Genomic DNA, 13,230 nt, shown 5'->3' with positions numbered 1-13,230 from the left:
TGTCGATGACTCTCCTTAACGTAGTCGACGACTCCCCGGCGGCCCAGGCCGTAGGTTGGAGGCGCACACGAGGAAGAGGTGGAGATGACGGTCTCGGGAGCCTGGCGGCGCGCGGCGGACGGAGCAGGCCTGCTCGGAGCGGACGGAACGGTCCGCCCGACGATCTTCGCGGAGATGAGCGCCCTCGCCGCGCGCACGGGCGCGATCAATCTGGGGCAGGGCTTCCCCGACGAGGACGGCCCCGCCGCGGTGCTCGACGCCGCGGTCGAGGCGATCAGGAGCGGGGCGAACCAGTACCCGCCCGGGCCGGGCACCCCGGTGCTGCGTCACGCCGTCGCCGAGCACCAGCGGCGGTTCTACGGGATCGAGCTCGAGCCCGATCGCGAGGTGCTGGTCACGGCGGGCGCCACGGAGGCGATCGCCGCGACCCTGCTCGCCCTGCTCGAACCCGGCGACGAGGTCGTGACCTTCGAGCCCTTCTACGACGAATACGGCGCCGTCATCGCCCTGGCCGGCGGGCGGCACGTCACCGTCCCGCTGGAGCCACCCGCGTTCCTGCCCGATCCCGAGCGGCTGCGTGCCGCCGTCACCGACCGCACCCGCGTGATCCTCGTGAACACGCCGCACAACCCCACCGGGACGGTGTTCGACCGGGAGCTGCTCCAGACGATCGTCGAGCTCGCCGAGCGGCACGACGCGATCATCGTGACCGACGAGGTCTACGAGCACCTCACGTTCGGCCCCGCGCACATCCCGATCGCGACGCTCCCGGGGGCGCGCGAGCGCACCGTCACCATCTCGTCGGGAGGCAAGACCTTCAACACGACCGGGTGGAAGGTCGGCTGGCTCACCGCGCCGCCGGAGCTCGTGACGGCCGTCCTCGCCGTCAAGCAGTTCCTGACCTATGTGAACGCGGCGCCGTTCCAGCCCGCGATCGCGGCCGGCCTCGCTCTTCCCGACTCGTACTTCACCGGGATCGCCGCCGACCTCGCGCACAAGCGGGACGTCCTGTCCGCCGGCCTGCGCGCGGCGGGCTTCGGGGTGCTCCCCACCGACGGCACGTATTTCGTCGTCGCCGACGCCGCTCCCCTCGGCCATCGGGATGCGGTCGCCTTCTGCCGCGCGCTCCCCGACCTCGCCGGGGTCGTGGCGGTGCCGCTGGCCGCCTTCTGCCGCGACGAGTACGCGGAGCGCACGGCGTCGCTGGTGCGTTTCGCCTTCTGCAAGCGGATCGGCGTGCTGGAGGAGGCGGCCGGCCGGCTCGCCGGTCTCAGCGCCTGATCCGCGGGCTCAGTCGCGAGGGACGACCCGGTACCGCCGCAGGGCCAGGGCCGGGTTGACCTCCCTGACCTGATCGACCCGCTCGCGCGACGCCTCGGCCACGGCGACACCGGTGGTCTCGGCGAGGGCGGCGACGGTCACCCCCATCGGGTCGACGATCGCGCTCGCGCCCACGCCGATGGGCGGGGTGTGGTCGGCGGCCGCGACGTAGAGGGTGTTCTCGATCGCGCGCGCCTGCAGGAGCGTCGTCCAGTGGTGCTCCTTGAGCGGGCCGCGCACCCACTCGGCCGGGATGGCGACGAGATCCGCTCCCGCGTCGGCGAGGAGCCGGGTGACCTCGGGGAAGCGGAGGTCGTAGCAGGTCTGCAGGCCGACCCGCAGCCCGTCGACCTCGAACAGCTGCGGCTCGCCGAGCTCGCCGGGCACGACCCAGTCGGACTCGCGGGAGCCGAAGGCGTCGTAGAGATGCTGCTTGCGGTAGACGGCGACCACGTCGCCGCTGGGCGCCACCGCCACCAGGGCGTTCGCGAAGCGGTGCCGCTCGTCCGTGCGTTCGACCAGCCCGGCGACCACGTGCACGCCGTGGTCGCGCGCCGCGCCCGCGAGGGCGTCCACGAACTCCCCGTCGAGCGGTTCCGCGTTGTGCGCGAACGACGGGCCGAGCGGGTCGGTGAAGTAGGAGGAGTACTCCGGGAACACGACCAGCCGCGCGCCGCGCTCGGCGGCGACCGCGATCAGCCCGGCGACGACCTCCCGGTTGTGCGCCCGATCGTCGCGCGGGGTGAACTGCGCGACGGCGACGGCGACCGAGGTCACGACGTCGCTCCGCGCACGGATCCGGCCGCGGGCACGGAGTCGGCGCCGGGCAGCGCATCCACCACCGGCTGCGGCGTCTCCACCGGCAGGGCGATGCTGATGGAGGTGCCGACGCCCTCCTCGCTCGCGATGTCGAGCCGGCCGCCGTGAGCCGTCACGATCGCCTTGGTGATCGTGAGGCCGAGGCCGACGCCGGGGACGGCGTTGCGCGTGGCGGTGGAGGCGCGGAAGAAGCGCTGCGAGAGCTGGCTCAGCTCGACGGCGGGGATCCCGATGCCGGTGTCGGTGACCGCGATCACCGCCTCCTCCGCGGCCGGCTGCAGCGCGACGGTGACGGTGCCGCCGGACGGCGTGAACTTGACTGCGTTGGAGATGAGGTTGTCGACGGCCTGGCCGAGGCGCACCGCGTCGCCGCGGACCTCCACCTGCCCCTCCGGCACCTCGCTGACGAGCGTGACGCCGGCCGCGGCCGCGATGGGTCGCGCCGTCTCGACCGAGGCCGCGACGACGGAGCCGAGCTCGACGTCCTTGATGTCGAGCGGGAACCGCCCCGACTCGACCTGGGCGGTGAAGAGCAGGTCGCCGACCAGGCGCAGCAGCCGGTGCGCGTTGCGTTCCGCGACGGCGAGGTACTGCAGCTGCTCGTCCGAGAGCGGCGACTCGTCGTCGTCGCGCATCAGTTCGAGGTAGCCCAGGATCGAGCTGAGCGGTGTGCGCAGCTCGTGCGAGATCAGGCCGACGAACTCGTCCTTCAGACGCGCGAACTCCCGCGCCTGGGTCATGTCGGTGGCCACGAAGATGAAGCCGACGCGGTGGCCGTTCTCGTCGATGCGGGGCGTCGCCGCCACCTGCACGGGGACGCGCTTGCCGTCGGGGCGCACGTAGGTCCAGTCCCGCACGTCGGCGTACCCGGCCCGCACGGTGTCGACGAGCGCGGAGAAGTCGTCCGCACTGGCGACCGTCGTGAAGCGCGCGTCCATATCGCGCAGGCGCTCCTCCAGTTCGGACGCCAGATGGAACTCGACGATGTGCCGATCGCCGTCGACGACCTGCTTCTCGGTGAGCCCGAACATCTTCTCCGCGCCGGGGTTCCACACGTCGATGAGGCCGTCGAGGTCGGTGCCGATGACGGACTGCTCGGTCACCGCGTTCCAGATGCTCTGGATGAGCCGGTTGGCGGTCTTCAGGCGGGCCTCGTTGAGCACCAGCTCGTCCTGCGCCGTGACCGCCTGCGCGAGCAGCTCGGCCCGCTGCTCGGCCGCGGCCTTCGTGGCGGCCAGCTGGGAGCGGAGCCGGTGCGCGATCTCGTTGATGACCGTGGCGACGATGAAGTAGATGACCGGCGAGAACAGGGCCCGCACGAGATCGACGGGGGTGCCGGGAACGCCCGTCGCGTACAGCGGCGCCAGGAGCACGACGAACATCCCGGCCGTGGCGATGAGGATGTTGCGGCGCCCCTCCTCGGTGGCGATCCAGATGAACGGCAGGAGGAGGATGACCGCGATCGGCGAGGTCGACCCGCCCGTGCCGAGACGCAGCAGGCCGATCGCGAGCAGCGAGACCAGCGGCACGACGGTGATCCAGCCGTCGTGGATCCGGTGCCACGGCAGCACGCCCGCGAGGAGGGTGGCGACGGCGATCGCGGCGATGGACGCCCACACGTACCCGGGGTGGTCGACCGGCACGAAGTCGGGGATGAGCACCACGGCGAGCGCCAGGACGAAACCGGCCAGCGTCGGGAGCTGCTTCATGATGACCGACGGCGAATCGATGGGGAGGCGGCCGAGCAGCCGGTCGAGCGTCATGCGCTCACCTCGATGCCGAGCATCGCGCGGATGCGCTCCGTCAGCACCCGGGGGCTGAACGGCTTGATGATGAACCCGTCGGAGCGCTCGGCGACCACCCCGTGGTCCGTGAGCAGCTGCACGGAGGCGGAGACCATCAGGATGAGGGTGTCCGGTCGCTGCGCGCGGACGGCTTCGGCGACCTCCACTCCGTTGAGGCCGGGCATGGAGATGTCGAGCACGGCGAGGTCGATGTCGTCGGACAGGAGCGTCTCGAGGGCGGAGCGGCCGTTGTCCACGGCGGCCACGACCTCGACGCCGGCACGCTTCGCGGCGATCACCATGAGGCCGCGGATGTCGTCGTCGTCATCGGCGATGACGATGCGCGGGACGCGTCCGGTCACGAGAAGAACACTACCCGGACCACGACGATCGCCGCGAGCACGAGCAGGGAGATCGCCGCGTACACCGGCAGTCGTCGCTCCCAGCGACGGTTCTGGTCGATCTCGCGCTGCATCTCGGTCCGCTGCGCACGGTTCAGCTCGATGGGGCTCATCGGTCGTCCTCACCCTCGGGCGCGAGCCGGCGGGCCGCCTCCGTGAGGAGCGCGGTCGCCCGGTCGTACCGGCCGACGTCGCTCGCGATGTGACTGTCGGTGGAGGCAACGATACGCGCTCCGGCCCGCTGGAGGGCGACGATCGCCTCCACGCCGGGGCACGCCCATTTCTCGTTCACCTCGACGACGGTGCCGGTGGCGGCCGCCGCCTGGGCCCACGCCGTCAGCCGGTCGGCTCCGAGCTGCGCCTCGTCGAGGCCGACCTTGGGCAGGATGGAGAACCAGTGGGCGAGCTGCGCCTGCGGGGTGCGCTCCATCGCCCGGATGCTGGCCGTGACGAGCAGGTCGAGGGCGTCCGCCTCCGAGAGGCCCGCGGCGAGGCGGTCGCGCGTGGCCTGAGGGGACCAGGGGCCGTCCGTGCCCGGGAACTGGTGGTCGCCGATCACGATCGTGTCGACGCCGCCCGCCCCGACGACGAGGTCGGCCGGCACATCCACCGCTCCGGTCACGTCGAGCAGCTTGGTCTCGACGCCCGTGAACACGGTGAGACCCGAGGGGATCCGCTCGGCCGCGACGGCCGCGACGAACTCCGGCACCCAGGTCGTCGACGCGCGCACGTGGTCGTTCAACCGCAGACGGTCGAGTCCGGCGGCGTCGGCCGCGGCGATGTTCTCGGCGAGCGTGCTGACCGCGTCGTCGGAGAAGGCGGAGTGCACGTGGAAGTCGCCGCGGAGCAGCTCGGCGACGTCGATCACGGGACGCCCGGCGGTCACTCGTCGAGCTCGTCGGCGTGCGCCGCGTTCTCCGAGACCAGCACGTCGGCCGGGTCGAGGAAGACGTCCTCGAGGAACCGCACGTTGGCGAGCTCGCGGAAGTCGACGGTCGCGGGCACCGGGCGGCCGAGCACGAGGTCGAGCAGGAGCGACGGCATGTCGACGCCGGCCGCGATCGTGAGCGGCATGGCGCCCGGGAAGCGGGGGTTCACCTCGAGCAGGGCGGGGGTGCCCTCCACGCTGTAGCGCAGCTGCACGTTCGCGACGCCGGTGAGGCCGATCGACCGCGCGACCGCGGCGGCCGTGTCGGAGAGCTCGTCCCGCTTCACGGTGCGACCGGCGATCGAGACGCCGGAGTCGACCCGCTCGCGCGACCGCGGCACCGCGGCGATGACGGAGCCGTCCAGGCCGGCCAGCACGTCGACGGAGAACTCCTCCCCCGGCAGGTTCTCCTGGATCAGGATGCTGTCGTCCAGTGGCACGGCCTCGAGCGCCGCGCGGTCGGGGATGAGCCGGACGCCGCGCGAGCCCGCACCGCTGCGGGGCTTGATGATGACGGGGAAGTCCCAGTCCTCCGCCACGCCCTCGGCGGTCAGCAGCCGGGTGCGCGGGATGCGGGCGGAGCCCTCCACCCGCTCGGCCAGCCGGAACTTGTCCAGGCAGGTGACGAGGGTCTCGTGGCTCGGGGCGGCCAGCGCCGTTCCGACGGCCTGCAGCTCGTCACGGCGGGCGGCGAGCCCGGGGAGCTCGACGTCGACGGTCGAGAACAGCACGTCCACGCCGTCGGCGCCGCACATCGCGATGAGCTCGTCGACGAACGTCTCCGAGCGGCCGGCCGGCACGATCCGGCGGTTCGCCGCCGGCACCAGGTAGAGGCCGCTCGCCCAGCCGTCCATGTCGGCGGCGAGCACGTCGACGTCGTCCCTCGCGAGCAGCGAGCGGATCACGGCGACGCCCGCGGGGCCGCCCGCGCCTGTCACGAGAACTCTGGTCATTCGGCGGTCCTTCGGAGTCGGGCCTCGGTCGAGATCGTCGAGGCGGGGATGGAGATGTCGGCGGTGTCCCGCATGACTTCGAGCGGCTCGCACATCGTGCCGCCGCCGAAGCGGGACCAGTAGCGCGCGGTCGCGAGCACGAAGTCGTGCTCGAGGTAGGCGCGCAGGTCCTGCGAGCGGAAGCAGTCGATGAGGGCCAGCTTGGCATCCGTGAAGCCGTCGATCGGGACGAACCGCGTGGGGCGGAAGTCGATGGTCGCGCTCGGGCTCTGGAAGCAGCAGACGGTCCGCACGTTGCGGGTCGCCACGTTGACGGCGGCGTGCACCGCGCGGTGATCCTGGTGGCGGTCGTGGGCGGAGTGCGTGTAGACGATGTCGGGCTCGACCTCCCGCACCACCCGCTCGATGATCGACACGGTCGGATCGGCCGCGGAGATGTGGGTGTCCTCGAGGTCCTCCAGGAACAGGCGGGCGCCGAGCAGCTCCGCCGCGGCGAGCGACTCGTGCTGGCGGTCGTCCGCGTCGCCGCCGCGCGCACCGCGCGACAGGGTCAGGATCACGACCTGGTTGCCGGCGTCCCGGTGCGCGGCGAGGATGCCGCCGACACCGATCTCCACGTCGTCGGGGTGGGCGCCGATGGCGAGCACCACCTGCTGACGGCCGGCGGCGCGCTTGGTCCGCCCCTCCTCCGCCAGCCGGGTGACGATCGAGACGAGGTCGGCCGAGGCGACCGGCTTGGTGAGGAACTCGTCGGCCTGGCTCCGCAACGCTGCGACGGCGTAGTCGACCGAGACGTGGGCGGTCATGACCACGACCGGCATGCCGGGATACTGCGAGCGCAGCTCCTTGAGCAGGTCGAGGCCCGAGATGCCCGGCATCTCGATGTCGGTCAGGACGAGGTCGGGCTCGAATTCGGCGATGGTGGAGAGCGCCCGCGAGGGGTCGGTGATCGCCGTCACCACCGCGTCCGCCCGCTTCTCGAGCACGGTCTTCATGAAGAAGGCCACATCCGGGTCGTCCTCGATCACGACCACCCGGTACTTCTGAGTGCTACTCGCCATGCGCTGTCCCCTACGTCTTGCACCCGACTTTAGTGGGACGGGCGGTCTACCGCCGCGAAGAGCGCGCCGGACGCGCCCGGGATACGGGTTCGATTTCCCAGCCCCTCAGACCCGTGCTAGAGTCATTTCTTGTGCCGCGGGGTGGAGCAGCTCGGTAGCTCGCTGGGCTCATAACCCAGAGGTCGTAGGTTCAAATCCTGCCCCCGCAACCGGACAGGCCCGGACTCGAGGAGAAATCCCCGGTCCGGGCCTTTTTTTGATCCCGAACCCCAGCGCGGAGGAATATGGACGAGGCCCTCGCCGCCGACCCGGTCGCGGATGCCTGGGAAGAACATCCCACCTGGGCGCTGCTGCGCAGCCACAACGGACGATGGATCCTCCCCCTGTTCTCGCGGCATCTGGAGTTCGCCGACGGACCCGTCTCCGCCGACTGGTTCCACCAGAAGGTGGCCGAGGCGCTGAGCGCCGTCTCCGAGGGCGACGCGGTTCCGGCGTCCGCCGATGTCGCGGACGACGCCGCGGAGGATCCGGGGCTCCCCCGCCGTTCCGCGCCCGCCGACTACTGCCGCGGCTGGGTCGACAACCGCTGGCTGGTCCGCTCGCGCCCGCACGACCGCGAGGGCCGCGCGGAGTACCGCCTCTCGCAGTACTCGCTCCAGGCGCTCCGCATCGTCCGCGAGCTCGTGGACGCCGACTCCGTCGTCTCGGAGGCCCGGTTCGGCAGCATCGCCCATGCCGTCCACCAGCTGGCCGACATGACCGATCCCGATCCCGACGCGCAGCTCTCGCGCATCGACGAGCAGATCGCCCAGCTGCAGGCGCGCCGCGCGCGCATCGCGGCGGGCGGGGTCGAGCCGGCCGCCGGGGAGGCCGTGCGCCGCCAGCTGCGCGAGGTGCTGCGCCTCACCGCGTCGCTCCCCGAGGACTTCCGCCGCCTGAGCGCCATGGTCGAGCAGCGGCACCGGGAGGTCGCCCGCCGCGCGACCGAGGACCAGGTGGGCAAGGGCGCGCTGGTCGAGCAGTACCTGCGCGACAACGACCTCCTGGAGCAGACGCCGGAGGGACGCGCCTACCGCGGCTTCGCCTCCATGCTGTCCTCCCACGGGCTCGACGGGATGCGCGCCGACCTCGAGCGCGTGCTCGCCCAGCCGCTCGCCGTCGCCGAGATGACCGAGCGCCAGCGCCTGCAGCTGGAGACCCTGATCGGTTCGCTGCTCGCCGAGGAGCAGACCGTGCAGGAGACCTACGTGCGGTGGATGTCGTCGCTGCGCCGGTTCCTCAGCCGTTCGGGGGCGGAGAAGCACCAGCGCCTCCTGTCGCTGGCCGACCAGGCCCTCGCGGCCGGCGCCCACTGGGCCCAAGTGCGGCCGGGGCCGGTCACGGTGCCGGAGGACGTGCTGGGGCTCGGCCCGTGGGCGCTCACCGACGTCACGCAGACGCAGGTCTGGCGCGGCGGCGAGCGGCCCGACATCGCGGTGGCCGTGACCGAGAGCCGGGACGCGTTGCCCGCGTCGGAGCGCGCCGCCCTGCGCCTCGCGGTCGGGACCAGCCCCGACGCGGTGCAGGAGACCATCGAGCGCCTGCTCGCCGAACGCGCGGAGGTCACGGGCGCGGAGGTCTACGCGGCGACGCCGCCGGAGTTCCGGCGCCTCGGCCTGCTGGTGAGCCTGCTCGACGCCGCCGCCGAACGGGACACGGTCCTCGACGGCGACGACACCGTGCGCATCGCCGTGGCCGGCGAGACCGCGCGCGACGTGACCTTCCCGCGCACCCGCTTCGGCGGCGCGGACGACGAGACGGCCGCGGCACGCGGCGGGAGGACGGAGCGATGACCGACACGATCGCGGACGACACGGATCTCGACGAGGTGGAGGCCGTGACCGCCGACGCGTTCGGCGACGCCGCCGACGAGCGGCTCCCGCTGGCCGCGCGCCGCGCCCTCGTCACCCTCCTGACGAGCAGGTTCATCACGCGCGCCACGCACCCCGAGGCGTGGAGCGGGCTCGTCGACTACGAGGACGACGTGCGCGCCCGCCTGGAGGAGCTGTTCCTCACCCTGACCATCGACCGCGACCACGAGGTCGCCTTCAAGCGCCAGAGCGCCGAGGACGGCGCCCCCGTGCTCCTCCGCCGCGAGAAGCCGCTGTCCCGCGACGCGTCCCTGCTGCTCATCCTGCTGCGCCAGGAGCACGCGTACACCGATGCCGCTGACGAGGCCGTGACGGTCAGCCGCGACCACATCGCCGAGTTCCTGGGGCGCTTCCAGACCGACGCGTCGCACGACGAGGTGCGCGTCGACCGGCGCATCCGCGCCGCGATCGCCGCGATGGAGCGCATCGGGCTGCTCGTGCCCGAGACCGACGACCCCGATCTCTACGTGGTCTCCCCCGCCGTGGTGCCCCTCGTCACCACGACCGAGCTGGCCCACCTGACGCGGCTGTTCCAGGAGGCGAGCGGGGCCGAGCTCCGCGACGACGCCGCCCCGGCCGCTGCCCACGCCCACGTCGACGCCCCGGAGGTGGACGAGTGACCGACCTGATGACCGCCGAGCACGAGGAGCTGGACGACGACCTCCCGCTCGCCGACGGACTGATCCACAGCGGGCAGTTCCGCATCGAGCAGGTGCAGCTCCTCAACTGGGGCAGCTACGACGACCTCCACACCATGCCGGTCGGACGCGGCGGTCTCGCCATCCTCGGGCCGACGGGCCGCGGCAAGTCGACGGTGCTCGACGCCATGGCCGCGGTCATCATGCCCAACCCGCAGGAGTTCAACCGCGCCGCGCGCGACGACACGCGCCAGCGCTCCGAGCGCACGGTCTACAGCTACGCCCGCGGCAAGACGGACGAGGTGCGCGAAGCCGGCTCCGACATCACGACCACGCACTTCCTCCGGCCGCTCGGGACGGCGTTCGCGTCGGGCGCGGCGATCACCTGGCGCACCGAGCTCGGCGAGACCATCACCGCCGCCCGGCTCGCCTGGCTCGGCCGCGACACCGCCACGCAGGACGAGGTGACTTCCTCGACCGTCTACGTGTTCGTGCACGGGGAGTTCCCGCTCACCCGCCTTGCGGAGCTGCGCCCCGAGCCCGGCAGCTCGTCACCGCTGACGCGAGGCTCGCTCGGTCGGCTCGTCGACCCGGTGCGCGACCTGGTCACGGGATCCCAGCCGGAGTTCCGCGTGCGGCTGTGCGAGGAGCTCGGGATCGGTGGAAGCGACGAATCCCAGCTGAAGGCGCTCACCCTGCTGCGCCGCGCCCAGGCGTCGAAGGGCGTCTTCTCGATCGACGAGCTGTTCAAGCAGTTCGTGCTCACCGAGCCGCGCGCCCTCTCCCGCTGGGAGACGACGCTCAGCAGCTACCGCGAGGCGTCGGCCCTCTACGACGTGTTCGAGACCACGCGGCGCAAGCTCGACGTGCTCGCCGACGTGCCCGTGCGCGCCGAGCAGTACCGCGCGGCCCTGGAGGACGCGACCGGCAAGCGCCGGCTGCTCGCGCCGCTCGACGGCGAGGAGAGCAGCCGCGTCTGGGTCTGGCTGTCGGCGAAGGTCGCGGACTGGGTGCGCGGCGAGGTCGACCGCGTGCGCGACGCCAAGCGCGAGCAGGAGGCGCTCCGCCGTGCCGCCGCCGACGAGGAGGCCGCCGCGCACCGGGCGCACAAGGACGCCCTCGACCAGCTGGCCGCGCTCGGCGGCGACCCCGCCGAGGCGATCCGCCGCGAGCAGGAGGTCGCCGGCCTGATGCTCGCGCAGCTCGAGCGCGAGCGCGATCGCGCGGCGCGGGTCCTGACCAGCGCCGGGCTCGACCTGCCGCTCACGGCGGACGAGCTCGCCGCGTCCCAGGAGCGCGCCGTCGCCCTGCTCAGCGCCTCCGCCGAGGCGGCGGACGACCGCTCCGAGCGCTGGGAGCTGGCCGCTCGGGTGGAGACCGTCAAGCGCACGCTGGCCGAGAAGACCGCGCAGAAGGCGTCGTACGAGCGGCGCCGCAGCAACGTGCCGCCCGAGGCCGACGCGCGTCGACGGCGGATCGCCGACGGCATCGGTGTCGCGCCAGAGGCCCTCCCCTACGCGGGCGAGCTGTTCGAGGTCGCTCCCGGCCGCCGCGACTGGTCGCGCGCCGTCGAGCGCGTCCTCGGCGACCTCGCCACGAACCTCGTGGTGGACGAGCGCCGGTTCGCCGACGCGCGCCGCTTCGTGAACGACAACGACATGCGCGGCCGCGTCGTGCTGGTGCCGGCCGAGGTCGGCGCCCCGGCCGAGCGCACGGCGATCGACGGCACCGTCCCGGCGATGCTGTCCTTCGACGAGCAGAGCCCGTTCCACGGCTGGCTGCACGACGAGATCGTGGCCGACCGCAGCATCCTGTGCGTGGAGTCGGCGGACGACCTGGATGCGTCCCTCCCGATCGGCGTCAAGGGCGCCGTGACCCGCGCGGGCCTGCGCACCGGCTCCCGCGACCGCGTCATCAAGGACGACCGGGCCGTCGACTCCTGGATCGGCCTCGACAACGCGCCCCGCGTCGTCGAGCTCACCGCCGAGATCGCGCGGCTCGAGTCGGAGCTCGACGAGGCCCGCGCGGCCTCCGACTCCGCCGAGTCGCGCTCGGCCGGCGAGCGCCACCGGCGCGAGGCCCTCGCCTCCGTCGCCGACCTCGACTGGGCGTCGATCGACGTGACGCCGGCCGCCGAGCGCGTCGCCGAACTCGCCGCGCGCCTCGAGCGGGTCGCCGTCGAGCGGCCCGAGGTCGCCGAGCTCACCGCCACGGCCGACCGCGAGGACGAGGCCCGGCTCGCCGCAGCACGACGCGGCGCGGGCATCCAGCGCGTCATCGACCAGCTCGACGCCGAGCACGCCGCTCTCGCCGACATCGAGGACGAGGTCGCCGACCACCTCGACGCGACGGGGCTCGACGACGCCGAGCGCGCGCTGCTCGGTTCCCTGCCGTTCGCGGCCCCGCGGGAGGCGGCCGACGTCCGGCGCCGCTACGCCGACGCGGAGCGGCTGGTGCGCGACCAGATCGAGGTGCACGAGCGCACCGTCGAGCAGTCGGAGACCCTGCTGCTGAACGCCTTCGAGCGCTACCGGGAGCTGGATCCGTCGGCCGAGCTCGACGCCACGATCGACAGCCTCCCGGCCGCGCTCGCCATCCAGCGCTCGCTCGTCGAGGACGACCTCCCGCGGGCGAAGTCCGACTGGCTCGCCAAGGCGGGCGCGAGCATGGGCGACAGCCTGCGCGCGCTGCTGACCCAGATCGAGGAGGACGGTCGCGCGATCCGGCGGGGTGTCCGGCCGATCTCGTCGGCGCTGCACGGCATCGAGTTCCGCGAGGGCTCCACCCTCGACATCGACCCGCGCCCCACCACCAACACCGACCTGGCCGAGTTCAAGCGCACCCTCCGCAAGCACACCGCGGGCGAGCCGGGCGAGACGCGCGACCCGGCTCGGGTGGAGCGGGACTTCCTCTCGCTGCGCGCCGATCTCGGCCGACTGGAGGAGCGCTCCCGCATCGGCGAGGCCTGGCGCCGCCGCGTGCTCGACGCGCGCGAGCACTTCCAGTTCCGCGCGATCGAGACGCGACGCGACGGCGCGCAGATCGTGCACGAGGGCGTGGCGGGCAAGTCCGGCGGCGAGGGGCAGGAGCTGATCGCCTTCGTCCTCGGCGCCGCCCTGCGCTACCGCCTCGGCGACGGCACCGACCGCGTGCCCGTCTACGCCCCCATCGTGCTCGACGAGGGCTTCGTCAAGGCGGACAACGAGTACACCGGACGGGCGCTCTCCGCGCTGCGCGGACTCGGCTTCCAGCTGATCGTCGGCGCCCCGCGCGACAAGGTGAACGCGTTCGAGCAGCATGTGGAGAGCGTCGCGTACGTCACCGGCGACCCGGCCCGCCCCGGCCGTTCGCGGATCTACGCCCTTAGCATCCGGGAGGCGGTGGAACTGGAGCGCGACGCGGGCTGACCCCGCCCC

11 protein-coding genes and 1 tRNA gene are annotated in these 13,230 nt (G+C 72.9%); 5 read left to right on the top strand and 7 right to left on the bottom strand.

Annotated features, from left to right (window positions below):
- Positions 1-84 precede the first annotated feature (84 nt).
- A complete protein-coding gene (locus tag BGO91_RS13725) occupies positions 85-1,281 on the top strand; it encodes a pyridoxal phosphate-dependent aminotransferase (protein WP_290473299.1) in 1,197 nt (398 codons plus the stop codon).
- Between the two features lie 9 nt (positions 1,282-1,290).
- Here BGO91_RS13725 and BGO91_RS13720 read toward each other — a convergent pair whose 3' ends face one another.
- From BGO91_RS13720 to BGO91_RS13690, 7 genes are read right to left on the bottom strand one after another with little or no spacing between them, the layout of a single operon-like run.
- A complete protein-coding gene (locus BGO91_RS13720) occupies positions 1,291-2,097 on the bottom strand; it encodes a carbon-nitrogen hydrolase family protein (protein ID WP_290473298.1) in 807 nt (268 codons plus the stop codon).
- The gene (locus BGO91_RS13715; protein WP_290473297.1) at positions 2,094-3,902 is read right to left on the bottom strand and encodes an ATP-binding protein; all 1,809 of its coding nucleotides are present in this window, start codon (positions 3,900-3,902) and stop codon (positions 2,094-2,096) included. The genes BGO91_RS13720 and BGO91_RS13715 overlap by 4 nt, the downstream gene beginning before the upstream one ends.
- The gene (locus tag BGO91_RS13710) at positions 3,899-4,285 is read right to left on the bottom strand and encodes a response regulator (protein WP_290473296.1); all 387 of its coding nucleotides are present in this window, start codon (positions 4,283-4,285) and stop codon (positions 3,899-3,901) included. Before BGO91_RS13710 ends, BGO91_RS13715 begins: the two co-directional genes overlap by 4 nt.
- Entirely contained in the window at positions 4,282-4,437 is a 156-nt protein-coding gene (locus BGO91_RS13705; protein ID WP_290473295.1) for a hypothetical protein, read from the bottom strand. Before BGO91_RS13705 ends, BGO91_RS13710 begins: the two co-directional genes overlap by 4 nt.
- Positions 4,434-5,210, bottom strand: a complete 777-nt coding sequence (locus BGO91_RS13700; protein WP_290473294.1) for a PHP domain-containing protein — start codon at positions 5,208-5,210, stop codon at positions 4,434-4,436. Before BGO91_RS13700 ends, BGO91_RS13705 begins: the two co-directional genes overlap by 4 nt.
- Positions 5,207-6,205, bottom strand: coding sequence for an ATP-grasp domain-containing protein (locus tag BGO91_RS13695; RefSeq protein ID WP_290473293.1), 999 nt, complete (start codon positions 6,203-6,205; stop codon positions 5,207-5,209). Before BGO91_RS13695 ends, BGO91_RS13700 begins: the two co-directional genes overlap by 4 nt.
- Entirely contained in the window at positions 6,202-7,266 is a 1,065-nt protein-coding gene (locus BGO91_RS13690) for a response regulator (protein ID WP_290473292.1), read from the bottom strand. The genes BGO91_RS13695 and BGO91_RS13690 overlap by 4 nt, the downstream gene beginning before the upstream one ends.
- 135 nt (positions 7,267-7,401) lie before the next feature.
- Here BGO91_RS13690 and BGO91_RS13685 point away from each other — a divergent pair.
- The 4 genes from BGO91_RS13685 to BGO91_RS13670 all read left to right on the top strand — a co-directional run bounded on the left by BGO91_RS13685 (position 7,402) and on the right by BGO91_RS13670 (position 13,221).
- A tRNA-Met gene (locus BGO91_RS13685) sits at positions 7,402-7,475 on the top strand.
- 75 nt (positions 7,476-7,550) lie between these two features.
- Complete coding sequence (locus tag BGO91_RS13680) at positions 7,551-9,098, top strand: DUF3375 family protein (RefSeq protein ID WP_290473291.1); 1,548 nt, start codon at positions 7,551-7,553, stop codon at positions 9,096-9,098.
- Complete coding sequence (locus tag BGO91_RS13675; RefSeq protein WP_290473290.1) at positions 9,095-9,796, top strand: DUF4194 domain-containing protein; 702 nt, start codon at positions 9,095-9,097, stop codon at positions 9,794-9,796. The genes BGO91_RS13680 and BGO91_RS13675 overlap by 4 nt, the downstream gene beginning before the upstream one ends.
- Complete coding sequence (locus tag BGO91_RS13670) at positions 9,793-13,221, top strand: ATP-binding protein (RefSeq protein WP_290473289.1); 3,429 nt, start codon at positions 9,793-9,795, stop codon at positions 13,219-13,221. Before BGO91_RS13675 ends, BGO91_RS13670 begins: the two co-directional genes overlap by 4 nt.
- Positions 13,222-13,230 lie beyond the last annotated feature (9 nt).

This window comes from Leifsonia sp. 71-9, assembly GCF_001898805.1.
In the GTDB taxonomy this organism is placed as follows: domain Bacteria; phylum Actinomycetota; class Actinomycetes; order Actinomycetales; family Microbacteriaceae; genus Leifsonia.
Note: the sequence above shows the minus strand (reverse complement) of the source record. Positions and strands in the feature narration are given on the sequence as shown.